The sequence below is a fragment of the Mycobacterium sp. NGS27 genome (genome assembly GCF_059813005.1).
The window spans coordinates 700,059-722,593 of the sequence record NZ_JCALDT010000002.1 but is presented as its reverse complement, the minus strand read 5'-3'; the positions used below and the strand labels follow the sequence as shown (position 1 = coordinate 722,593).

The 22,535-nt window shown below is 69.0% G+C and carries 19 protein-coding genes; 7 read left to right on the top strand and 12 right to left on the bottom strand.

From position 1 onward, the window contains the following. Window positions 1–40: 40 nt before the first annotated feature. Together AC5Y30_RS07990 and AC5Y30_RS07985 are read left to right on the top strand one after the other, a co-directional pair. A complete protein-coding gene (locus AC5Y30_RS07990) occupies window positions 41–994 on the top strand; it encodes a sigma-70 family RNA polymerase sigma factor (protein WP_499917526.1) in 954 nt (317 codons plus the stop codon). Window positions 995–1,153: 159 nt separating this feature from the next. Next, window positions 1,154–6,004, top strand: a complete 4,851-nt coding sequence (locus AC5Y30_RS07985) for a cation-translocating P-type ATPase (protein ID WP_499917525.1) — start codon at window positions 1,154–1,156, stop codon at window positions 6,002–6,004. A 3-nt stretch (window positions 6,005–6,007) separates the two neighbouring features. Here the strand turns inward: AC5Y30_RS07985 and AC5Y30_RS07980 are convergent, their stop codons facing one another. Together AC5Y30_RS07980 and AC5Y30_RS07975 are read right to left on the bottom strand one after the other, a co-directional pair. Beyond that, window positions 6,008–7,576 carry an AMP-binding protein gene (locus AC5Y30_RS07980; protein WP_499917524.1) on the bottom strand — a complete coding sequence of 523 codons (1,569 nt, stop codon included), beginning with the start codon at window positions 7,574–7,576 and terminating at the stop codon, window positions 6,008–6,010. Then, complete coding sequence (locus tag AC5Y30_RS07975) at window positions 7,566–8,462, bottom strand: SDR family NAD(P)-dependent oxidoreductase (RefSeq protein ID WP_499917685.1); 897 nt, start codon at window positions 8,460–8,462, stop codon at window positions 7,566–7,568. The genes AC5Y30_RS07980 and AC5Y30_RS07975 overlap by 11 nt, the downstream gene beginning before the upstream one ends. A gap of 304 nt (window positions 8,463–8,766) precedes the next feature. On the opposite strand from AC5Y30_RS07975, the gene AC5Y30_RS07970 reads away from it, so the two are divergent. Further along, window positions 8,767–9,504, top strand: a complete 738-nt coding sequence (locus AC5Y30_RS07970; RefSeq protein WP_499917523.1) for a cutinase family protein — start codon at window positions 8,767–8,769, stop codon at window positions 9,502–9,504. Between the two features lie 9 nt (window positions 9,505–9,513). On the opposite strand, the gene AC5Y30_RS07965 is transcribed toward AC5Y30_RS07970, so the two are convergent. The 4 genes from AC5Y30_RS07965 to AC5Y30_RS07950 all read right to left on the bottom strand — a co-directional run bounded on the left by AC5Y30_RS07965 (window position 9,514) and on the right by AC5Y30_RS07950 (window position 14,019). Then, window positions 9,514–10,878, bottom strand: coding sequence for an aldehyde dehydrogenase family protein (locus tag AC5Y30_RS07965; RefSeq protein WP_499917684.1), 1,365 nt, complete (start codon window positions 10,876–10,878; stop codon window positions 9,514–9,516). Window positions 10,879–10,914: 36 nt separating this feature from the next. Beyond that, a complete protein-coding gene (locus tag AC5Y30_RS07960; protein ID WP_499917522.1) occupies window positions 10,915–12,018 on the bottom strand; it encodes a phenazine antibiotic biosynthesis protein in 1,104 nt (367 codons plus the stop codon). A gap of 132 nt (window positions 12,019–12,150) precedes the next feature. Then, the gene (locus AC5Y30_RS07955; RefSeq protein ID WP_499917521.1) at window positions 12,151–12,915 is read right to left on the bottom strand and encodes an SDR family oxidoreductase; all 765 of its coding nucleotides are present in this window, start codon (window positions 12,913–12,915) and stop codon (window positions 12,151–12,153) included. Between the two features lie 144 nt (window positions 12,916–13,059). Next, complete coding sequence (locus AC5Y30_RS07950) at window positions 13,060–14,019, bottom strand: oxygenase MpaB family protein (RefSeq protein ID WP_499917520.1); 960 nt, start codon at window positions 14,017–14,019, stop codon at window positions 13,060–13,062. 125 nt (window positions 14,020–14,144) lie between these two features. Between AC5Y30_RS07950 and AC5Y30_RS07945 the strand changes: the two genes are divergently transcribed. The 3 genes from AC5Y30_RS07945 to AC5Y30_RS07935 all read left to right on the top strand — a co-directional run bounded on the left by AC5Y30_RS07945 (window position 14,145) and on the right by AC5Y30_RS07935 (window position 17,046). After that, window positions 14,145–14,750 carry a TetR/AcrR family transcriptional regulator gene (locus AC5Y30_RS07945; RefSeq protein WP_499917519.1) on the top strand — a complete coding sequence of 202 codons (606 nt, stop codon included), beginning with the start codon at window positions 14,145–14,147 and terminating at the stop codon, window positions 14,748–14,750. A gap of 40 nt (window positions 14,751–14,790) precedes the next feature. Next, on the top strand, window positions 14,791–16,167 hold the full coding sequence (gene lipJ, locus AC5Y30_RS07940) for a bifunctional lipase/adenylate cyclase LipJ (protein WP_499917518.1): 1,377 nt from the start codon (window positions 14,791–14,793) through the stop codon (window positions 16,165–16,167). Window positions 16,168–16,305: 138 nt separating this feature from the next. Further along, on the top strand, window positions 16,306–17,046 hold the full coding sequence (locus AC5Y30_RS07935; RefSeq protein ID WP_499917517.1) for a methyltransferase domain-containing protein: 741 nt from the start codon (window positions 16,306–16,308) through the stop codon (window positions 17,044–17,046). A gap of 34 nt (window positions 17,047–17,080) precedes the next feature. On the opposite strand, the gene AC5Y30_RS07930 is transcribed toward AC5Y30_RS07935, so the two are convergent. Together AC5Y30_RS07930 and AC5Y30_RS07925 are read right to left on the bottom strand one after the other, a co-directional pair. Next, window positions 17,081–17,530, bottom strand: coding sequence for an SRPBCC family protein (locus AC5Y30_RS07930; RefSeq protein WP_499917516.1), 450 nt, complete (start codon window positions 17,528–17,530; stop codon window positions 17,081–17,083). Window positions 17,531–17,595: 65 nt separating this feature from the next. Further along, on the bottom strand, window positions 17,596–18,291 hold the full coding sequence (locus AC5Y30_RS07925) for an SDR family oxidoreductase (protein ID WP_499917515.1): 696 nt from the start codon (window positions 18,289–18,291) through the stop codon (window positions 17,596–17,598). Window positions 18,292–18,376: 85 nt separating this feature from the next. On the opposite strand from AC5Y30_RS07925, the gene AC5Y30_RS07920 reads away from it, so the two are divergent. Further along, window positions 18,377–18,985, top strand: a complete 609-nt coding sequence (locus AC5Y30_RS07920; protein ID WP_499917514.1) for a CGNR zinc finger domain-containing protein — start codon at window positions 18,377–18,379, stop codon at window positions 18,983–18,985. 43 nt (window positions 18,986–19,028) lie between these two features. On the opposite strand, the gene AC5Y30_RS07915 is transcribed toward AC5Y30_RS07920, so the two are convergent. From AC5Y30_RS07915 to AC5Y30_RS07900, 4 genes are all read right to left on the bottom strand, one after another. Further along, window positions 19,029–19,193, bottom strand: coding sequence for a hypothetical protein (locus tag AC5Y30_RS07915; RefSeq protein ID WP_499917513.1), 165 nt, complete (start codon window positions 19,191–19,193; stop codon window positions 19,029–19,031). 154 nt (window positions 19,194–19,347) lie between these two features. Further along, a complete protein-coding gene (locus AC5Y30_RS07910) occupies window positions 19,348–20,193 on the bottom strand; it encodes an SDR family oxidoreductase (RefSeq protein ID WP_499917512.1) in 846 nt (281 codons plus the stop codon). A 61-nt stretch (window positions 20,194–20,254) separates the two neighbouring features. Then, window positions 20,255–21,019, bottom strand: coding sequence for a DUF2127 domain-containing protein (locus AC5Y30_RS07905; protein WP_499917511.1), 765 nt, complete (start codon window positions 21,017–21,019; stop codon window positions 20,255–20,257). Between the two features lie 51 nt (window positions 21,020–21,070). Next, window positions 21,071–22,459 carry an MmgE/PrpD family protein gene (locus tag AC5Y30_RS07900; RefSeq protein ID WP_499917683.1) on the bottom strand — a complete coding sequence of 463 codons (1,389 nt, stop codon included), beginning with the start codon at window positions 22,457–22,459 and terminating at the stop codon, window positions 21,071–21,073. Between the last annotated feature and the right edge of the window lie 76 nt (window positions 22,460–22,535).

Here is a 22,535-nt window from a genome sequence, read left to right as displayed (position 1 = left end):
AAGGAAGTAGGTTTCGCCTCGCAGCCGAGAGGAGACGGTCGTGCCGGCGCAGGAGGATTTCGTCGAGCAGGCGGCGCCTTATCGGGCCGAGCTGATCGCGCATTGCTATCGCATGCTGGGCTCGGTGCACGACGCCGAGGATCTGGTCCAGGAGACGTATCTGCGGGGCTGGCGCGGCTATCCGGCCTTCGAGGAACGCGCGGCGTTGAAGACGTGGCTGTATCGCATCGCGACCACCGCCTGCCTCCGTGCGCTGGAGAGCCGCGCCCGCCGCGTGCTCCCGATGGGGGTGGGGGACGGCTCGCTCGACCCAGACACCGATTTCGACGCGAAGGCCGGCGCGCATGCCTGGCTCGAGCCCATTCCGGACTCGATGTTCACGAGCCCGGAGGACGGCCTCGCCGCCAAGCAGAGCGTGCGGCTCGCGGTGATGACCGCGCTACAGGAGCTGCCGGCGCGACAGCGCGCGGTGTTGATTCTGCGCGACGTCGTGCAGTTCAGTGCCGCCGAAGTCGCCGAGCTCCTCGACACCACACCGACAGCGGTCAACAGTTCGCTGCAGCGCGCCCGGGCACGGCTTGCCGAACTCTCCCCCGCCGAGGAAGACATCTCCGAGCCCGGCGATGCGCAGCGCCGCGAATTGCTCGACCGGTATTGCGCCGCATTCGAAAACGCGGACATGGCGGCGGTGACGGCGCTGCTGCAAGCCGACGTCAAACTCGAAATGCCGCCCATGCCAATATGGTTCACCGGCCGCGACGCGGTGCTGCGGTTCCTCGCCCGGCGGGCTCTGACCGAGCCCGGCGATATCGCGATGGTCCCGACGGCCGCGAATGCGCAACCCGCCGTTGCCGAGTACCGGCGCAGCGCCGACGGGTCAATGGCGGCCCATTCCATTCACGTCCTGACCACCGGCGCTACCGGGATCGCCGGCATCACCGTCTTCCTCGACCCCGGCTTGTTCAGCACGTTTGGTTTGTCGCCAACCCGGTAACCTTGGTCCAGGGACGTAATCGCACCCTTGCTCTCTAAGGGAGGCCGGACCTGCATCGTCATCGGCGTCGTCGCACGGTTTCACCTTCCCGCCCGCGTGTGGACAGCTCCTCCACACGTCAGGATCATTAGGCGCGTAGACGAAGTTGAAGGGTGACGAGTGAAAATTCCCGGCGTTTCCAGCGTCGTCGCCGGCGTAGCCGACGGAGCCGCGCAGGTAGTGCGGGCTGGTGTGTCCACCGCGGCGGAGGCCGTGGGCGCGCTGCAGACGCTGACCAATCCGGTCACGGAATTGGCCGGTCCGGTGGTTCAGTCGGTGGCTGAAACTACTGGCCGCGCCATCGGATTCGGCGGCTCCACCAACGGTTCGTCGGCCCGCGTCCTGCCCCCGGTGCGCTGGCAGAGCGGACGACGGGTGCATCTGGACCTCGACCCGCTGCTGCCGTTCCCGCGGTGGGACGAGTACGCGGCCGTCGTCGAAGAGCCGGTTCGCCGGATCGCCGGCGTGGCCAAGGCCCATGTCGAGGGCTCGCTGGGCCGATTGGTGGTCGAATTCACCAACGACGCGGACCCCGGCACCGTCCTGGACGAGGTGCGGGAGGCGGTTGTCACCCTGGCCGACGACATCGCTCCGGCAACCTCGGTGTCGTCGCCGCTGTCCGCGCCCTTCGCCGACCCGGGTAACCCGCTGGCGGTTCTGGTGCCCCTGACTGCCGCCGCCCTGGACATCGTCGCGGTGAGTGGCGCGGTCACCGGCTGGGTGACCCGCCTGCCCGCCGCACCCAAGACCACCCGGGCCGCGGCCGCCCTGATCAACCATCAGCCGCGCATGGTGGCGATCCTGGAATCGCGACTGGGCCGGGTGGGCACCGATATCGCGCTTGCCGCCACGACGGCCGCAGCTTACGGGCTGACCCAGGCGATCGGCACTCCGCTGCTCGACCTGACCCAACGCACCCTGCAAATCTCGGAGGCCACCGCCCACCGCCGGGTGTGGCGGGACCGCGAGCCGGCGTTGGCCTCGCCTCAGCGGCCGCAAGCTCCGGTGGTGCCCGTCATCTCATCCGCCGGTGCCAAGTCCCATGAGCCGCGGCACAGCTGGGCGGCCGCCGCGGCCGGTGAGGCTTCGCACGTGGTGGTTGGCGGGTCCATCGACGTCGCGATCGACGCCGGGAAGGGGTCCATGGCGGGCCCCGTCGAGAGCTATGTCGACTCCGCGGCCAACGGCGCGCTGATCGCCGCGGCGAGCGCGCTGGTCGCGGGGGGCGGTACGGAGGACGCGGCCGGCGCGATCGAAGCCGCTGTACCGCGGGCGGCGCACATGGGCCGGCAGGCGTTCGCGGCGGTGTTGGGCCGCGGGCTCGCCAACTCCGGGCAACTGGTCCTCGACCCTGGCGCGCTGCGCCGGCTGGACCGCGTGAAGGTGGTCGTCATCGACGGGGCCGCGCTGCGCGGCGATCATCGTGCCGTCTTGCGCGTGCGCGGCGACGCGCCCGGCTGGGACGACGACCGCGTCTACGAGGTCGCCGACGCGCTGCTGCACGGTGAGGAGGCGCCCGAGCCCGACCCGGACGAACTCCCGGCCACCGGTGCGCGCCTGAGATGGGTTTCGTCGGAGGGCAGGCCGTCGGGCAAGCCCGCGGAGGGTCTGGAAAACGCCGACCTGATCGTCGACGGCGAATGCGTGGGCAGCGTCGCCGTCGGCTGGGAGGTCGACCCCTACGCGATTCCGCTGTTCCAGACCGCGAACCGGACGGGTGCGCGGGTGGTCTTACGCCACGTCGCCGGCACCGAGGACCTCTCCGCCAGCGTCGGCGCATCGCATCCGCCGGGCACGCCGCTGCTGAACGTGGTCCGCGAGCTGCGAGTCGATCGCGGACCCGTCCTGCTGATCACCGCCCTGCACCGCGACTTCGCGTCGACCGACACCCTCGCCGCGCTCGCGATCGCCGACGTCGGTGTGGCCCTTGACGATCCGCGCGCCGCCACGGCGTGGACCGCAGACATCATCACCGGCACCGACCTGGCCGACGCGGTGCGGATCCTGTCGGCGATCCCGGTGGCGCGGTCGGCCAGCGAATCGGCCGTGCACCTTGCCCAGGGCGGCACCACGCTGGCCGGGCTGCTGCTCGTCACCGGCGAAGAACAAGCACCCACGAATCCCGTGAGCTTTCGCCGATGGCTCAACCCGGTCAACGCGGCCGCGGCCACCGCGCTGGTGGCGGGGACCCTGTCGGCAACCCGGGTGCTGCGCCTGCCCGATCCCACCCCCCAGCCGCTCACCGCCTGGCATGCGTTGGATCCCGAGATCGTCTACTCGCGGCTGGCCGGCGGTTCCCGGCCCCTGGCGGTCGAAACCGAGCCGTCATGGCGGCGTCGTCTCGACGACCTGTCGTACAGCCCGGCGCTGGCGCCACTGCGGGGTCCGCTGCTCAACGCGGCCAGGCTGGCGTCCGCCACGCGGGCCGAACTCGCCGACCCGCTGACCCCGATCCTGGCCGTCGGGGCCGCGGCGTCGGCGATCGTCGGCAGCAACATCGACGCGCTGCTGGTCGCCGGCGTCATGACCGTCAACGCGATAACCGGTGGGGCGCAACGGTTACGGGCCGAGGCCGCGGCCGCCGAGCTGTTCGCCGAGCAGGATCAGCTGGTGCGCCGGGTCGTCGTTCCTGGTGTCGCGACGACCAAACGCCGTCTGGAAGCCGCGCGGCACGCCACCCGCACCGTCACGGTGTCCGCCAAGTCGTTGCGGCCCGGCGACGTCATCGACCTGACCGCACCCGAGGTGGTGCCGGCCGACGCCCGCGTGCTGGTGGCCGAAGACCTCGAGGTCGACGAGTCCCTGCTCACCGGCGAATCGCTGCCGGTGGACAAGCAGGAGGACCCCGTCGCGGTCAACGACCCGGACCGCGCCAGCATGCTGTTCGAGGGCAGCACCATCGTCGCGGGGCGGGCCCGGGGCATCGTCGTGGCGACCGGCGTCGGCACCGCCGCGCACCGCGCGATCTCGGCGGTCGCGGACGTAGAGACGTCGGCCGGAATCCAGGCCCGGCTGCGGGAGCTGACCAGCAAGGTGCTGCCGCTGACGCTCGCCGGCGGTGCAACGGTGTCGGCGTTGGCGTTGCTGCGCCGCGCGACGCTGCGCCAGGCGGTGGCCGACGGCGTCGCGATCGCGGTGGCCGCGGTCCCCGAGGGGCTGCCGCTGGTGGCGACCCTTTCTCAGCTCTCGGCCGCCCAGCGGCTGACGGCGCGCGGGGCCCTGGTCCGCGCGCCACGTTCCATCGAGGCGCTGGGCCGCGTCGACACCATCTGCTTCGACAAGACCGGCACGCTGACCGAGAACCGGCTACGGGTGGTGTGCGCCGTGCCCGACGATGTCGATCCGCACGACCCGTTCCCGAAGCTGACCGACCCGGAATCCGCCGGTCTGCTGCGCGCCGCCGCACGCGCGTCCGCCCAGCCGCAGGAAGGCCAGGGGCATGCGCATGCCACCGACGAGGCGATCCTCACCGCCGCGAGTTCGCTGAACGGCCAAGGTGATTCGGACTGGGCGATGCTCGCCGAGGTGCCGTTCGAGTCCAGTCGCGGCTTCGCCGCCGCGATCGGCACGGTCGGCCACGACGGCACTACCAATGGTCACCCCGCCGACGCGCCGGTGCTGGTCCTCAAGGGAGCTCCGGAAGTCATCCTGCCGCGCTGCAAGTTCGCCGACCCGAAAGCCGACCAGGCGCGGGCCGAGGCGGTGGTGCACGGCTTGGCCGAGCAGGGCTTGCGGGTGCTCGCGGTGGCGCAGCGCGGCTGGAAGCACGAGACCGACGACGATGACACCGACGCCGACGCCGTGGACGCCGCGGCGCAGAACCTCGAGCTGCTCGGTTACGTCGGTTTGGCCGACACCGCGCGGGCATCGGCGCGCCCGTTGATCGAAGCGCTGGTGGACGCCGGCCGCGAGGTGGTGCTGATCACCGGCGACCATCCCGTCACCGCGCGGGCGATCGCCCGGCAGCTGGGCCTGCCCGCCGACGCGCAGGTGGTGACCGGCGCCGAACTCGCCGGCCTCGACGAGGACGCGTGCGCCCGGCTGGTCGCCGACGTGCAGGTGTTCGCCCGGGTCAGCCCGGAACAGAAGGTGCAGATCGTGGCCGCCCTGCAGCGCTGCGGGCGCGTGACCGCGATGGTCGGTGACGGCGCCAACGACGCCGCCGCCATCCGGATGGCCGACGTCGGCATCGGGGTGAGCGGTCGCGGATCGTCGGCCGCTCGCGGGGCCGCCGACATCGTGTTGACCGACGAGGATCTGGGCGTCCTGATGGACGCCCTGGTCGAGGGCCGCAGCATGTGGAGCGGCGTTCGCGACGCCGTCACCATTCTGGTGGGCGGCAACGTCGGCGAGGTGCTGTTCACGATCATCGGGACCGCCTTCGGCCAGGGCCGCGCCCCGGTGGGGACCCGTCAGCTCCTGCTGGTCAACCTGCTCACCGACATGTTCCCCGCGCTCGCGGTGGCGGTCACGTCGCAGTACGTCGAGCCCGACGAAGCCGAGTACGAATCCGCCGAAGCCGCCGACGAGGCGCGCCGCCTGCACCGCCGCGAGGTGCTGACCGGGCCCACGCCCTCCCTCGATGCCCCGCTGATGCGCCAGATCGTCACCCGCGGCGCCGTCACCGCCGCCGGCGCAACGGCCGCCTGGGCTATCGGGCGATGGACGCCGGGTACCGAACGCCGCACCGCGACAATGGGTTTGACCGCGCTCGTGACGACGCAGCTGGCGCAGACGCTGCTGACCCGCCGGCACAGCCCGCTCGTCGTGGCGACCGCCCTGGGCAGCGCCGGCGTCCTGGTCGGCATCGTGCAGACCCCGGGGCTCAGCCAGTTCTTCGGGTGCACGCCGCTGGGGCCGGTGGCCTGGTCCGGTGTGCTGGGCTCGACGGCGGGTGCCACCGCGATTTCGGCGCTGGCACCCAACTGGCTGGCCAAGCAGGTCGCCGCTTTGGAGCCCGGCGAGGAGTAAAAGTCAGCGGGGCAGTTCTTTGCGCAGCACCTTGCCGGCGGGGTTGCGCGGGATGCTGTCGACGATGTTGATGTCGCGCGGCTGTTCGAAGCGAGAGACCCGGCCCTTCAGGTACTCGCGCAGCTCCGCCTCATCGATCTCGCCGCCGGACTGCGCGACCACGAACGCGGCCAACCGCTGCCCGAAGCGTTCGTCCGGGACACCGATGACCACGCTGTCGGCGATGGCGGGGTGCTGGGCGAGCGCGTTCTCCACCGCACGTGGATAGACGTTCTCGCCGCCGGAGATGATCATGTCGTCTTCGCGGCCGACGATGAACAGCCGGCCCGCGTTGTCCAGATAGCCCATGTCGCCGGTGCTGGTCATGCCGTCGATCACGGCTTTTGCCGCTCCGTCGGTATAGCCCTCGCTGGTCAATTCGCCGCCGACGAAGATCCGCCCGGTGACCCGCGGGCCCACCGGCTTGTCGTTCTTGTTGAAGATGCGCACAGGGCACCCCACGACGGGTCTTCCCACGGTTTCGGGAGCTTCGCGCAGATCCGCCGGCGTGGCCAGCGCACCGATGCCGACCTCGGTGGAGCCGTAGCCGTTGTAGAGGATGTCGCCGTAGGCGTCCATGAATCGCTGACCCAGGCTGGGGTCGAGGCGGTCGCCGCTGGAAATCACGGTCCGCAAGTAGGGCAGCGGGTTTCGCGCCCGCACCTGCTCGGGCAGGTCCAGGATGCGGGCGAGTACGACGGGCACCGCGGTGAAGGCGTCGGCGCGGTGCAGCGACGCCTGGGCCAGCGCGGCTTCGGCGTCGAACTCCCGACGTGTCAGAACGGTGCCCCCGAGCGCGAGTGTCAGCATCAGCATGCCCAGCCCCAGCCCGTGAAACATGGGCATTGCCACCGAAACTCGTGAGCCTGTGCGTAACCGGGTGCGATCGAGGATCGTCACCCACACACCCACCGCCGAGCGCAGCTGCGGTGTGCGCGGCACCCCTTTGGGTTTCCCGGTGGTGCCCGACGTCAGCAGTACGATGCGGCCGGGTGCGGCCACGTCGGGCCTGGGCGCGCCGTCGTCGGTGCCGACGCTCGCCGGGTCGACGGTGACAACCGATTCATCCGCGGCGCGGACCCGCTCGGCGAACTCGTCGCCGTCGACGACCACAATCGAAATGCGGTGAGCCTGCACCGCGGCCGCCAGCGCATCGCTGCGGAACTCCGTGCTCATCGGCACGACGTCGGCGCCCAGCAGGGCGGCGGCGAAAACGCCCGCCACGAAACGGCGTCCGTTGCGGCACATCACTCCAACCGCCTGTCCGGGTGCGACACCATCGGCGGACAACCGCCGAGCCAGCGACTCGGTCAGCTGCTGCAGCTGCCGATAGCTCAGCGCGCCGTCGTCGTCGACGATCGCCGTCCGGTCGGGCCAACGCGCGGTCGTCACAGCCAACAGCGTGTAGGGATTCGTGCCGCCCCGGCGCGCCTCGCGGAGCAGCCGGAAACCCGCAAGGGGCGGCGGCGGATTGAGCAGACCGGAGTGCAGCAGGGCCCGGGCGGCGGTGGTCACCACGCGGTCATTGGTCATCGTCGGCCTCGTCGTTGTCGGGCTCGCTGAAGAGCCGGCGGTGCCATAGCCGGGCGGCGTAGTCGGCCGGGCCGGCCAGTAGCACGGAGGCCAGCTCGGCTGGCAGCACCCAGGGCGGTTCGATGGTGCGCGGCCGCTCGATGATCGCTTTGGCGATGGCGTCGGCGGCTTGGTCGGGCGACATTCCGGGAAGGCGGCCCAAAAGTGGGGTGGGCGCGATCATCCTGGTTCGGACCAGCGCGAAATAGACCGTGCTCACATCGACACCGTCGGTGTGCAGCTCCGGGGCCACACTGCGCAGCCACCGGTCGAAGGCGCCCTTCGACGCCTGATAGGCACCCCATTGCGGGCCCGGCGCCACCCGCACGGCGACACTCGACACGTTCACGATGTGCCCACTGCCGTTGCCGCGCATGGCCGGTAGCAGCCCCAGCAGCAGCCACACCGGTCCCAGGTAGTTGATGTCGATGGTGCGCTGGAAGTCGTGCGGCCGGTCGTACTGCTCATGCAGCGAGCGGCGCAGTGACTTGCCGGCGTTGCTCACCACGATGTCGAGCGGGCCGTGCTCCTCGGTGATCTGTTTGGTCAGGCTGCTCACCGCGGATTCGTCGGTGAGGTCGGCCGGATAGGCGACCGCTTTGCCCCCGCCGGCGTTGATCGACGACGTGACGTCGCGGAGCCGTTCCTCGGACCGGGCGACCACCAGGACGGTCGCCCCGGCGGCGGCCAGGCTGCGTGCGGTCGCCTCGCCGATGCCGTAGGAGGCGCCGGTCACCAAGACGGTCTTGCCGAAGACGGTGCGGCGCAACTTATCGGGGTCCGACACCCGCGCCGGGTTGGCCACGCGGTCCGTGACCGCGTTCAGGGCCTGCGCTATCGCGTTCAACTTCGCCGCCGCATCCACTCGAGCCGCTTGCCGAGGGCGGCTGTTGCTTCACCGCGCCCCGAGCTCGTAACCACAAGTAGCAGACCACATTGCATCGTGGGCCCGCGCTCCGGCCCGGCCGTGACGGCTCCGGCGGCGGCCAGCGATGACGATGGCCCGTCGGGGATGCGATCGGCGGCGCCGGATGCGCGCCGCGCACAACCGATCTCAGCCCGTCCGCATCCGCGGCGGTTATTTTATGAGAACACGTTAATTTCGGTGTTTCCTGTGTTTAAGCGGCGTGTCGGCTGGGCACAATGGCGGCATGATTGCGCGTCACATCGTTCGTTTCCTCGGTTCAGCAGTAGTTCTCGCAGCGTCGGGCGTGGCCGTTTCGGCCGTGTCCACGTCGATCGTCCCCTCCGCCTCGGCCCAGTGTCCGGACGTGCAAGTGGTGTTCGCCCGCGGCACCGGCGAAGCACCCGGCGTCGGCCCCACCGGCCAAGCCTTCGTCGACTCCCTGCGCCAGCGCGTGGGCGGACGCTCCTTCGACGTCTACCCGGTCAACTACCCCGCCAGCGACCAATGGGACACCGGCATCGACGGCGTCAGAGACGCAGGCGCCCATGTCAATTCGATGGCCCACGACTGCCCCAACACCAAGATGGTGCTCGGCGGCTACTCCCAGGGCGCGGCCGTGATGGGCTTTGTCACCTCCGCCGCCGTACCCGAAGGCATCGACCCCAACACCGTGCCCAAACCGCTGTCCCCCGACGTCGCCAGCCACGTTTCCTCGGTCGTGCTCTTCGGCATGCCCAACGTGCGTGCGATGAACTTCCTGGGCGAACCCCCCGTGGTCATCGGCCCGCTCTACCAAGACAAGACCGTCAAGGTGTGCGCCACCGAAGACCCCGTCTGCTCCGACGGCATGAACTTCTCCGCCCACGACACCTACGCCGACGACGGCGCCATGATCGACAAAGGCGTCTCCTTCGCCTCCAGCCACCTCGGTATGGGCGGGCCGGCTCCGGTCGCGTCGCCGCACGGCGGCTTCGGCGAATAACATCGCCGGTCAGTCCCTGATGAAGCCCTTGTTGCGCATCAGGGCGTCGGCCAGAAAGCCGTCGTGCGGAATCTGCGGTGCCTGGAACCACGTCGGATGGTGCCCGCAGTAGACGTTGCCGACGGTGGGCTCGGCGACCAGGTCGTCGATCAGCGTCTCGTCGCCGGTGATCGCGGCGACGACCAGCGAATGCCGCAACGGAGCCCAGCCGGCCTGGCGCGACCATGCCGACACCCACACACACGGGAAGGGCAGCTCGAGGTTGAGTTTGTCCACATCGGGTTGGGTCATCAGATGGACGGCCGGGCGCAGCACGGCGTAGCCGTCGCCGAGGTCGGCGACCACCTGATCGGCGCCGAGCAGCGGGGTTGACCCAGCGGCTCTGGCCGCCAGGAAGTTCGCGAGCGCGCGCGCCTTCTCGACCGGCTGGGTGGGCAGGCTCGCCCGCTCGTCGTCGCTGGGCAGCGGTTCGATCGTCGCCAATCGTTCGGCGATCGCTCGGGCCAGCGCCGTGGGATCGCCTTCGTAGAGCACCGCGGTGGTGTTGACGCACGCCATGCCGCCGTGACTGGCGATCGAATCGACGATGAGGTCGAGATAGTCGCGCCAGTCCCGGTCGGCGGTGATCGCGATCTTGCTGCGGCCCGGCCCGTTCACGATCACCGCCGGATCACCGGCATACTTGTCCACCACCTCCTGGCCGCCGTACACCATCGCGAGGTCGGCGCGCCGGATGAGTTCGTCCGCACCGGCATGGTCGGTGGGCAGATAGGCGGCGTCCTCGGCGCGAAAGCCCGCCTGGCGCAGCGCGCACACCAGCCGATGCGCCGTGAGCGGCTCGCGCCGCGACGGGCGCACCGCGACCCGGTAGCCCAGCGCCAGCGCCTGGGGCCACAGCCCGTGGACGCCCGGACCGTTTCCGGCCGCGTGCACGCCGAACACCTCGCCCCGGCGCACCCACAGCGCACCGCCCCCGCGGGTGCGCTCCTCGCGCCAGTCCAGCGCCGCACCCAAAGGCTGAGCCGGCCGGACGGCATCGAAAGCTTCGGTGACGGCGTCGGCCACATCGCTCGCCGCGGCCCGGGTGATCGCGATCGGCATGCCCGAAATCCGGCCGGCCAACCCGACGTAGGCCTCGAAATCCAGACCGGCGATCACGCCGTTGACAAATATCTCGGCGGCGCGGGCCAGCGCGGCCGCGCGCTGGGCGACCGGAAGCGGTGCGACGTTGCGCTGCGCGCCCAGCGTCTGCGAAACGTAGAGCGGCGGAACCATACTCATCTCGGCGACCGGGGTTCCCGCGGTCGTGGTGATGACCTGGCGTTTGCGGGTTCGATATTCGCCGTCCGGGCCGAGTGCGTCCAGGTTCACCAAATCGGTTGCGGGGCAACCGTGTTCGACGGCCACGCTTCAGTACACGCCTTCGATGACGGCCTCGCCCTCAAATGTGGTCACCGGTCGCACCTCGCTGACCGAATCGCTGAGGTCGCCCGCGGGTCCGGGCATCCTGATCGCCAGGTCGCGCTCCAGATTGTTCGGGATGAACATGCCCTTGCTGACGTGGTTCATCACCACCTGGCCGCGCTGCCCGTACGGCACGCGTTGCCCGGTGTCGGGATCGACCACCCAGAACACCACATACGGGGTGCGGGGGTCGAAGACGAACGCGTCGCCGTCGACGATGCGGGTGACCGCCTGCGACAGCACCATGGTGCTGCCGAACGCCATGACGACCGTCGTATTCGGGAAGATGCCGCGCAACAGGTCGAGCGTGTCGGCGTCCACATGCGCGCCGCTGAGCAAAAGGTAACGGATCTTGTCGTTGACCAGGTCGACGATCCGATCGTTGCGGGCGATCGCCTCCAGCAGCGGCGGGGTGGTGTGCAGGTTCGCGACATTCTGCGTCCGCAACACGAAGGCGGCCTGTTCGACGACGTGGTCGACGTAGGCCGCCACCTCGCCGGCGGCGCCGCGGGCGGCGATCTTCTTGACCCAGCGGGGATCGATGTCGATCGCGTGAAAAACCGCGCCCAGTCGCTGCGACACCAGCCGGGAGAAGTAGCCGACACCGTGCGGCCCACTCGGCATCAGGCAGAGAAAGCCCTGCCCCCGCCGAAACCCGCGCGCCGCGAAGTCCTCGGTTTGCCATTCGACGACCTGTGCGACCCAATCCGGCATCTGCACAGTGCGTTTCGGGGCTCCGGTGGTGCCGCCGGATTCGAAAATCTGGGGCAGCGGCGGCGCAGCTCCTTCGGCCGCGTAACCGCGAGGAATGAGGTCCTCCACGGCAACACTGCGCAATTCGTTGATCAGGTTGGGAAACAGCCGAAGGTCGGCGAAGGTGTTGATGTCGGTCAGCGGGTCGAAGCCCAGTGTGTGGGCGGCCCTCAACCAGAACGGCGAACCGGTGTCGTCGCCGAAATGCCAGGCGATCGCCGCGCGCAAATAGGCGTCGGCATCATCGACCGGTGCCGCGCGCGGGACGTCCAACAGCGAGAAGTCGACATCGGCCATGTCCTCGATCCTGTCCCATCATGGACCGGTATGCCAACGACACGGGGCGTCTGGTCAGGCGCGCGTGCCACCGTATCGCCTTATTTCACAGGGAGTTTCATCTGTGTGCACGCGATGTTCAGCGCGCTGCCCCTACGTGCCGAGCATCGCTGTGATCGTCTCGTTGAAACGGGGATAGATGTCGTCGTAGGTGCCGTCGCGCTCGGCGAACCGGAACATCTTGACGCGCTCCACCACGATCTCCTTGGCCTGCGGCTTGGTCTGCAGCAGGGTCATCGTCTCGGTGATGTAGTCCTCCAGCGGCATCGCCCGGGGATCGAATCCCCGCTCGCCCTGCAGGGCGGTCTGCACGTGCGGGGGAATGATCTCGATCACCTGCACCGAGGTGTCCCGCAGCTGGAACCGCAGCGATTCGGTGTAGGAGTGCAGCGCCGCCTTGGCGGCGCAGTAGGTCGGGGTGAGCGCGCTGGGCATGAAGGCCAACCCGGACGTCACGTTGAGGATCGTGGCGTGCCGCTTGCGCAGCAGCGCCGGCAGCAGCGCCGACGTCAGCCGGATGGGGCCCAGCAGATTGATGGCGATGCTCTGCTCGGCCAGGCCGACGCTGCTGCCGGTCAGGTCCTCGACCCGCTGAATCCCGGCGTTGTTGATCACCACGTTGAGGTCCGGGTAGTGGTCGGTCAGCTCGGTGGCGAACCGCCGGATGTCGGCGGGGTCGCCCTGGTCGAGCGACAGGGTCTGAATGCCCGGGTTGGCCTCCGCCACGGCACGTAGGTGGTTGCTGCGCCGGCCGGCGATGATGACCTGGTTGCCCAATCGGTGGAAAGATTCCGCCAGGCCGCGGCCGATGCCGCTGCCGCCGCCGGTGACCAGAACGGTGTTGCCCGTCATCTGCATCGCGGTTCTCCTTCGGGGTCGCCCTGCCATCGGCCAGCTCGACCGGCCACTCGGCCGACAGAGCGGAATGCCCCAATGCGGAGCCGGCTAACCACGATGCCCTATCCGCCCGCGCGCTGTCACGAAAAACGCGACCCGATTCGGTTACGCGGCCGGTTGGTTGTGCAGCCGGCGCGGATCGACGCCCGCGCGGTGCCACCCCGCGGCGGCCCAGCTCGTGTAGAGCACCCGGACGGGCAGCCGGTTGAGCAGCGGGTTGAGCGCTCGAATCGCCGCGGCGATGCGCTGGAAACGCTTCTCCTTCTTGGCATTCCACTGCAGCTGGCACACCTCGCGCATCTGCGGCGGCAGCGTTCCGACCACGATCAGCCGGGTATAGGCGTTCAGCGGCGCCGACAGGACCTTCCAGACCGGCTTGGGAATCCGGCGCGGACCCGGTATGCCCTTGCGGATGTAGCCGGTGCCGTACAGCACGGTCTTGTGCGGGACGAACCGGTCGAGCATCTCGTCCCAGTAGGCCAGAAAGTCGTCGTAGGTCTGCGGTTGTCCCCGGTCGCTGACGCCGTACAGGCTGTACCAGAGCTTGCCCTCGGTGAAGATCTGTTCCTTCTCGGCGCGCGACAGCCGGCGGATGAATGTGTCGGCGTTGTAGATGACCTGGTCGACGAAGCTGGCGTGCGCCCAGTAGAACAGCTCCGGGTTCAGCGCGTGATATCTCGATCCGTCGCTGACCGTGCCCTTGATCGTCTTGTGGAAGTCGCGCACCTTGCGGCCCCATTCGTGGGGCTCGTCTGAGTAGACGGTGTTCATCAGGGGCGGCGCGGTCCGCTTGGCCCGGCCCAGCGTGTCGCTGAAGATCACGGAGTGGTCCAGCACGCCCTGGGCGAGCTGTTCGATGCAGTTCTCCACCCCGGCGGTGCGTTGGAACCCGAACAACTGAGTCCGGACGTCGCCATAGAACTTCCAGATCAACGAGTCCGGCCCCAGCCGCGTCGCGGCGTCGGCGACCTCGTCGTCGACGGGCATGGGCATCGCCTCGCGAACGCCGGTGTCGAAACGCGAGCCGGCGGTCGCCGCGGCCCACCCGTCGTTCTGGGCGGTCATGCCCACCTCCTTGTCGCCCGGCGCTGTGCTGGCGTGGCGCGTCGTGGAACGCCGACACAAAAGTGTATCTTTGTTCCAAGGCTAGCATTCTGTGTACCGCGAGATTGCCGTGAAGGTCGTGATACATGCAGAACCGCAGCCTTGAGCGCAATTTCGACGAAACCACCGATCTCGACCGCACCATCCTGGACACCGCGCGAAGCGTGTTCGAGACCTACGGGGTGCGCCGCGCCAACATCGACGACGTCGCCGCCCGGGCCGGGGTCAGCCGCAGCACCATCTACCGGCGCTTTCCGACCAAGGAGAAGCTGTTCGCCCAGGTGGTCAGGCGCGAGGCCGGACTGTTCTTCAGCACCCTGGATCAAGCGACCGCCGGCTGTGACCCGCAACAGGCTGTGGTCGAGGCCTTCGCGCTCGGGGTGCGGCTGGTCCAGGATTCACCGCTGTACTCGCGGATCGCCGACAGCGAACCCGAACTCTTCGGCATGTTTTCCCGGTCGCATGCCTTCCCGATTCGCCAGTTCGCCGACGGAATCGCCCATACCCTTCGGCGTTGCGGGGCCGACCTACCCGAGCCGGACCTGGACAACGTCGCCGATATCCTGCTTCGCGTCGCCCTCGGCATCATCGTCTTTCCCACCGACCGGCTCGACACCTCGGACCCGGCCGCGGTGCGCGAGTACGCCGCCCGCTATCTGGTTCCGATCATCAGCCGGGAGCAGGCCCGCTAACGGCGCTCACATTGTCGGCGTCCTGAACTAGCCTTGACCCGTGGCTGGGAGTTCTGCGGCTCCGCGGACCCGGTACGCCAGTTGCGGCGAGATCGACATCGCCTATCAGGTCTTCGGCGATGGCCCGATCGACCTGCTCATGCTGCCGGGCCCGCTGATCCCGATCGACTGTGTCGACCTCGAGCCCTCGATGTATCGGTTCCATCGACGGCTGGCCTCCTTCTGCCGGGTGATCCGCTTCGATCAGCGCGGCATCGGCCTGTCGTCCCGGATTCCCTCGCTGGACATGCTCGGCCCGGAATCGTGGGCGCAGGATGCCCTCGCGGTGATGAACGCGGTCGGTTGCGAGCGAGCTACCGTCTTCGCCCCGGGTTTCACCACGCTGGCCGGGGTGGTTCTCGCGGCCGACCACTCCGACCGAGTGAGCAGTCTTGTCATAGCCAACGGTGCGGCACGCACCCTGCGGGGCCCCGACTACCCCATCGGCGCTGAGCTCGACGCCGCCGATCGCTTCACGTCGATCGGGATGGAGCCCGACGCCGTCGAGCAGGGCTTCGACATGCTCGGCATCATCGCCCCCAGCGTCGCGCACGACGACGCATTCCGCTCGTGGTGGGACATGGCCGGTAACCGGGCCGCGTCACCCAGCATGGCGCGGGCGTTCATCAACAAGGTCAGGCAGGGCGACGTCCGCGACCGGCTGCCCCGGATCACCGTGCCGACCCTGATCCTGCACCGCGACAATCCCGGCTTCAGCCCCGTCGAGCACGCGCGCTACCTCGCCGAGCGCATCCCCGGCGCGCGCCTGGTCGAGTGCCCCGGCGGCGACACCCTGTACTGGGTCGGCGATACCGCGCCCATGCTGGACGAGATCGAGGAGTTCATCACCGGCGTGCGTGGCGGATCCGACGCGGAGCGCCTGCTCACCACCATCGTGTTCACCGACATCGTCGGCTCCACCGAGCGCGCCGCGATGCTCGGCGACCACCGCTGGCGCGACCTGCTGGACAACCACGACACGATCGTGCGTCACGAACTGCAGCGGTTCAGCGGACGCGAAGTCAACACGGCCGGAGACGGATTCGTCGCGACGTTCAGCAGCCCGAGCGCGGCGATCGCCTGCGCGGACGCCATCGTGGACGCCGTTCGCGTTCTGGGCATCGAGGTGCGGGTCGGCATTCACGCGGGCGAAGTCGAGATGCGCGGTGCGGACGTCGCAGGCATGGCCGTCCACATCGGCGCGCGGGTGGCGGCGCTCGCGGGGCCCAGTGAGGTACTGGTGTCATCCACGCTGCGCGACATCGTCACCGGGTCGCGGCACCGGTTCGGCGACCGCGGTGAGACCGCGCTCAAGGGCGTCCCCGGTTACTGGCGGCTATACGCCCTGGTCCGCGAGCACGCCGTCGCCCACCGGTAACCCACCCGCCAAATCGCGGCGGTCGAAGTGTCACCGGCCCCGGCGTAGGCTGCGGGCGGGGACTTACCGGAGCCGACGCTACGCGGCTTTCCATTCGATTTCTGGCGTCTGGCTTGGCATTTGATCGAAGGAGTACGCATGAACGACGTGCACATCTCGCTGCCTCCCGCTCTGCGGCGAGCGCTGGACCTGCTGATCGACCCGCCGGCCGATCCAGACGTGGGCCACGGTTATCTGAACCTGCTCGGCGCCGGCAACGACGGCCCAGTCGAGAAGAACACCGGCCCCATCCAGGCGGCCTGGGCATCGCCGATCGGATCGATGCTCTACGACAACGCCCAAGCGCTTTCCCGGCGCTGGATCAGCGCGTGGCAACTGCCGCTGGAGTGGTTGGACGTCCCGCAGGGCGGTATCGCGCTGGACGTCGGTTCGGGTCCGGGCAATGTCACCGCGTCGCTGGCGCGTGCCGCCGGACCGAACGGGCTGGCCCTCGGCGTCGATATCTCCGAGCCGATGCTGGCCCGCGCCGTGCGCAACGAGGCCGGGCCGCAGGTCGGCTTCATCAAGGCCGACGCACAACGACTTCCGCTGCGCGACAGCACTATTGACGTGGCGGTGTCGACCGCGGTGTTGCAATTGGTGCCGGATCCGGCGGCCGCCCTTGCCGAGATCGCGCGGGTGCTGCGGCCTGGCGGCAGGCTGGCCGTGATGGTCCCGACCGCCGGGCGCCTGGCCCGCTATTGGCAGCTGCTGCCCAATGTCGGGGCGCACGCGTTCGACGACGACGAAATCGGCGATGCCTTGGAAGACAACGGTTTTGCGAGCGTACGGGTGAAGAACCTGGGCACGTTCCAGTGGGTCCGCGGTAAGAAAGGCTGATCCGCCGGGCTTTTCCGACGGCCGCGGGCCGGTCCTATTCCGGCGATTGCGCCAGGACGGCGAGCTTGTCCATCGACTCGCGCAACATGTCGGGCGTCGTCGCACGGGCTCGTTCGATGCGGGTGGGGTCGTTGAGCGCCGTCCAATCGTACGTGTGGGTCACGGTGGTCAGCGTGGGGTTGATCTGGCTGACCTCCCAGCGCCACCGGTGGCCGGGCGGCTGCTTCTTGGGTTCCGCCGGGCACCAAGCGATTTTGCTGCATTCGACGAATTCGACGACGTGGTTTTCGCGCACCGCGCCATTGGTCAGGGTCGTGGTGAACACGTCACCGACTTGGTGGACGCGCTGCCCCGGAGCGGCCGAGGCGAGGTTGTCGTTGCCGTCCCAGCTCGGCTGCCGAGCCGGGTCGGCGATGAGTTCGAAAATGCGAGCCGCGCTGGCCGAGATGACGCGGGTGGCGCTCACGATGCGTTCCTCTTCCATGCCGCTATCCAAACACGTCGGCGGGTCCGCCGGTTGGTGACTGTGGGCCGGGCCGCAGCGGCGGTTCACCCCATCCGCGGCAGCGCCTCAATCGGCCCGGACAGCGCCGCCTTGACGTAGCGGGTGTCGTCGTCGGCCAGCACCTCGGTGGCGTCCCCCTCGATGCCGTCGACGATCGCGCGCGCCACCTGGCGCGGGTCGTTCTTGGGTGCGTCGAAGCCGGAGGTCATCTCGGTGTCGGTGAAGCTCAGGTGCGCGGAAGTAACCAGGGTGCCTTGTTTTTCGAGTTCGATACGCAGCGAATTCGTCGTGGACCACAGCGCGGCCTTGGAATCTCCGTATCCCCCGGATCCGGGCATCCAGGACAGGATCGAGGCGATGTCGACCAGCGCCCCGCCGCCGTTGTCGGCAAGTATCGGCGCGAACGCCTTGGCCACCCGCAGCGCGCCGAAGTAGTTCGTCTCGAAGACCGCTCGCACCTCGTCGATGTCACTGCTGAGCAGGCTTCGGGCGCCGAGCACACCGGCATTGTTGATCACGATGTCGGCGTCCGGCGCCGCGGCCGCCAGGGTGGCCACCGATTCCGGTTCGGTGACGTCCAATTCGACGCTGACGACGCACGGATCCTGGCTGGGCTTGGGCGCCCGCGCTGTGGCGTAGACCTTGGCCGCGCCTCGTTCCAACAACTCGGCCACGATGGCCTTGCCGAGTCCGCGCTGTCCACCGGTGACAACCACCGTCGACCCCTTGACGTTCACCATGTGCCTACTCCCTTGACTGAATCAAAACTGTTTTGCTTACGTCACGGTACTGGCCGCATGTGACATAGGCAAGTAATATTTGGGTATGTCTTCGCCGTGGGGTGCGTCACAGCGATACGGGTGCGCCGCGGCGCCCGGCGGCCTGGGCCTGGTCCAGGACTTCCTCAACACGAGGGCCATCGACGGGTATGGACCGGACCTGCTGGCCGACCCGATCCTCGCCCGCGACTGGGCCGCCGCCGCGGTGCGAGCGTGGTCGTGCGCGCGCGGCGTGACCCTGCACCCCCCGAAGCTGGGCGATGCGGATCTGGCCAGGCTTCGCGGCTTGCGGGCCACCGTCGAGCAGCTGGTGGCCGGCCAACCGCCGAGTGGGCCGGGCGCCGGCGGCATTACCGCTTCCGTCACGCTGTCCGATTCGGGCGAGGTGCTGCTGGAACCCAGCGCCAGCGGCTGGCGCTGGCTGGCGTCGGCGTTGTGGGCCGAGGTGCTGCTGAGCCAGCAGGCCGGCACCTGGCGGCGGCTCAAGCGATGCCACAACCACCGGTGCGGATCGACGTTCTACGACCGTTCGAAAAACAACAGCGGGGTCTGGCACGACGCCAAAACGTGCGGTAACGCCGTCAATCTGCGCGCCTCCCGGGCGCGGCGGCGGGAACGCGATCGGGCGGCGCAGTCGGCCGTTCCGCCGGATTAGGCGGGCATCGGCGATAAAGCCCGGCGGGACGTCGATGCGCCCGTCAGCAGCGTTCGACGCCTTTGGGCATCAGGCGCGGACCCGTGGCCGCCGGTCGCCGCGAGCTTCTGAGCACCGCGTGCACTACGTGGGAGGCGCGCGTCTTCAGCGGCGCGACCACGTCGAAAGTGGCGGGAGCCTGGCTGACCCAGGCCGGAAGTGTGGCCACAATGTGTTCCTTTGTTCTTTCGGCATGTGCGCCGACTCAGTCAATTGCACCGCAGCGGATTTACGGCGGCGCCGCGCCGCGGTAAACGTCACGAAAAGCCCGGTTGTGGCGTACGGCACATTCGTGACGCAACGAAGGGCACGCAACAGTGCGTCTAGTGAAAACCCTTGAACCGGCGCAGATAACCCGGCAATCGGTGTGCCGGTACCGCCTTTGGCCAGTCATCGGGGCGGAAATACGCGTCGGTACCGCCGTCCACGAATACTACACTGCCGCAGAGAAAGTCGGCGGCGTCCGACAGCATGAAACACATCCAGTCCGCCATGTGTCCCGCGTCTCCGAAGCCCCCGAGGGGGACCGGGAACGACCGGACGGCCTTGGCTTGCCTCGGATTCGACAGCTGTTCCTGCAGAAGCGGCGTCATGATCGCACCGGGAGACAATGCGTTCAGTCGCACCCCCGACCCTGCCCACTCCGGAAGCACGGCGTGTCGCCGCACCCAACGGCTGACCGCGATCTTGGATGCCCCGTACATCATCGTCGGCGCCGCAGGACCCAACAGCCGCACGGTCCGCACCGCCCTATCGGCATCGTGGGCAAGCAGCGCCCTGACCGCCCGGCGCGGCACCGCGGGAACCGTCGTCGTCGAATTACTGGCTACGACAACGGCCTTCGCGCGTTCGGCGGCGGCCAGCGCGGCGCGCCAGGCGGCGAGCAGTTCGACGACACCGAAGTAATTGACCGCAGCGATCTGGCGGATGCGGTCGCGACCGGGGCCCGGACCCAGGCCGGCCGCGAGCACGGCACCGTCGAGCCGGTTGCCCGAGGCCGTCAGGACGCGGTCGGCCGCCGCTTTGCGTCCATCGGGTGTCGACAGGTCGGCGACGATATCGGCGTCCTTGATGTCGACACCGATGATCTTGTGCCCGCTGTCCCGAAGGCGCGCGGCGGTCTCGCGTCCCATCCCGGAAGCCGACCCGGTGATGGCATAGGTGCCCATTGATTCCTCCGTTCCGACGGGCAGTATGCCTGTCACTTCGGCGGGCCTGCCGGGTGCGGGGTCAGTTCGCCGCGGCGGCCTTCTCGACGTCGAGCAGTTGCTCGCCGCGCCGTTCCTCGTCGTAGGCCTTGCGCCCGCCCCGCAGCCCGAACAGCCGTTTCGAGACCAGCAGGTAGATCACCGCGGCGACGTTGATGGCGAAGGTCACCGCCCGGGTCATGGTGATGCCCTTGGCCAGGTCGTGGATCTCGAGCGGCAAGAAGACCGAGGTGGCTATCACCGCGAAGTATTCGCCCCACCGCTTCAGCAGCCAGAGGCCGACCCCCTCGACGACCTCGATCAGCGCGTATCCCACCAGCGCCAGGGTCAGCAGGGCCAGGGTGGACGGCTTGGCGGCCAGCGCCTTCTCCAGTTCGTGCACGATGGTCATCTGATCGACCTTGAATCCGGCGGCGCGGAAGATCGGCAGGTCGCGATCGAGGGTGGCCTGGATGGCGCCGCGCGCCCCGCGGAACTTCCACACCGCGTAAGCGGCTAATCCGATCACCACCGCCCGCAACAAGCGTTCCACCGCCAAGGCACGGATGATGATGGCCTGGCGTAAGGCCTTGCCGCGCATGATCATCGGCGCGTCTTCGGCGCGGCCGCGGCCGTGCGGTTCGCCCACGGTGAATTCGCCGCACCGCAGGCAGCGCCACACTTCGCCCAGTCCGGTGCTGCCGCTCAACCGGTCGGCCAGCGACTTCTCGTCCGGTGCATAGGTGGCGTGCCCAGCCACGGCGCAGGTGACCAGCTCCCACCGATTGTGGCGGTGTTCTTTGCCCATGGCCGGATCATTCATGGCCGACGGTCGGCCACGCAAGGGGGCGCGCGGACGTCAGAAACGCGGCTTGCTGCGAGCGCACCGGGCGGTGGGAGGCACCGACCCGAGGAGTCCGGTGAGTTCGGCGATTCCGATCTCGTCGAGACGCGCGACGGCGGCGACGATGTCATCGCGCAGCGACTCGTCGCAGAAGGGTTCGGCGAGCCAGGCGAACTTGTCCACGACGCGTTCCCAGGACATCGGGCGGGTGGGCGATCCCTCGTAATCCGACTGCTCGCGGCTGAACTCTCGCCCGTCGCTGGTAATCACGTGCACCCGCGCCGCGGTGCGTTGCGGATAGTCGGCGGTCAGGTCGTCGGCCGCCTCGACCCGCACCCGCGACAACAGGTCTTGGACGTCAGCCCGCGAAACCCGGCTATTCTCAAGCTGTTCGGGGCCGACTCCCCCGTCGAGCAGCGCGGCCGCGGTCAGGTACTTGAGGTTGTAGTCTGCCTGCTCCTTGGTGATCGGGTGTTGCTTGTCGCCATACGCGCCCCCACCGGCGAAGTCGTACGCCCCCTGAAAGACCTCGAGGACCACCCGGTCGACATCCGCACCGCGCAAACCGTTTTCGCTGCGAACGGCCAGGACCGCGTCGATGACGACCTGGCCGTGGATGAGCGAGCAGTACTGCTTCAGGTAGGTCTGCTCGACACAGGTGAGGCCGCGGTCGGCCGGGTGGAGATCGATGGGCTGATCGAACAACTGCACCAATCCGTGCGGGCCTTCGAACAGCGACCTGGGTCCGGTGATCCCGCGCGCGGCGAGCATCGTCGTGTACACGGCGCGCATGCCGGTGCTGGCAGGCGAGATGCCCTTCCAGTTTGACACCGGTTCGGCATGGACCGTCGCCAGCGAAACGTTGTCGGCCGCCGCGGCCGCGATGGCGTTCGCGGTCTGTCCGGCGCTCAGCCCCAGCAGCTTCGCGCTGCCCGCCGCGACCGACATCGCCAGCTGCAGCGCGTGGTTGAGGCCGCGCGCCATCACGGGAACCTGTGCGCTGAAACGGCATTGGATCTCATAGGCGACCGCGAGCGCCAGCAGGAAGTCGGCTCCGCTGGCGCCGGTGTGCTCGGCCACGGCCAGCAAGGCGCCGAGGTTGTCGGCGGGGTGGCAGAGCCCGCCGACGGTGAGGTAGGTGTCGAGCAGATCGGGGTAACGCACCAGCACCGCGTTGAAGAAGGCGGCCTGGTCCACCGATGCTCGCCCCCCGCCGACCAGCGTGGCCGTCGGGGCGCCACCGAACGCTGCGGTGTGGTCGCGGATCGTCGGGACGAGCTCGCCGTCCAGCGAGCCCACGGCGCACGCGATGCTGTCCAGGACATTGCGTTTCAACAGTTCGCGCGGCCGCCCGCTCAGATCCCCCTGCCGCGCGCCGACGACGAAATCGGCCAACTCGTCCACAACGTAGTTATGTGCCACCACTTTTCGCCTCCCAGGCGAGGCTACCCCGACGCACGCCCCCGTTCCTGTGTGTGAT

Bases quoted from the DNA above. Each gene is read 5' to 3' on its own strand.
- AC5Y30_RS07920 (WP_499917514.1), top strand. From the start codon at position 18,377: ATGTCTTCGCCGTGGGGTGCGTCACAGCGATACGGGTGCGCCGCGGCG.
- AC5Y30_RS07960 (WP_499917522.1), bottom strand. From the start codon at position 12,018: ATGGCCGATGTCGACTTCTCGCTGTTGGACGTCCCGCGCGCGGCACCG.
- AC5Y30_RS07910 (WP_499917512.1), bottom strand. From the start codon at position 20,193: ATGGGCACCTATGCCATCACCGGGTCGGCTTCCGGGATGGGACGCGAG.
- AC5Y30_RS07970 (WP_499917523.1), top strand. From the start codon at position 8,767: ATGATTGCGCGTCACATCGTTCGTTTCCTCGGTTCAGCAGTAGTTCTC.
- AC5Y30_RS07930 (WP_499917516.1), bottom strand. From the start codon at position 17,530: ATGGAAGAGGAACGCATCGTGAGCGCCACCCGCGTCATCTCGGCCAGC.
- AC5Y30_RS07950 (WP_499917520.1), bottom strand. From the start codon at position 14,019: ATGACCGCCCAGAACGACGGGTGGGCCGCGGCGACCGCCGGCTCGCGT.
- AC5Y30_RS07905 (WP_499917511.1), bottom strand. From the start codon at position 21,019: ATGGGCAAAGAACACCGCCACAATCGGTGGGAGCTGGTCACCTGCGCC.
- AC5Y30_RS07945 (WP_499917519.1), top strand. From the start codon at position 14,145: ATGCAGAACCGCAGCCTTGAGCGCAATTTCGACGAAACCACCGATCTC.
- AC5Y30_RS07955 (WP_499917521.1), bottom strand. From the start codon at position 12,915: ATGCAGATGACGGGCAACACCGTTCTGGTCACCGGCGGCGGCAGCGGC.
- AC5Y30_RS07980 (WP_499917524.1), bottom strand. From the start codon at position 7,576: ATGACCAATGACCGCGTGGTGACCACCGCCGCCCGGGCCCTGCTGCAC.
- AC5Y30_RS07925 (WP_499917515.1), bottom strand. From the start codon at position 18,291: ATGGTGAACGTCAAGGGGTCGACGGTGGTTGTCACCGGTGGACAGCGC.
- AC5Y30_RS07935 (WP_499917517.1), top strand. From the start codon at position 16,306: ATGAACGACGTGCACATCTCGCTGCCTCCCGCTCTGCGGCGAGCGCTG.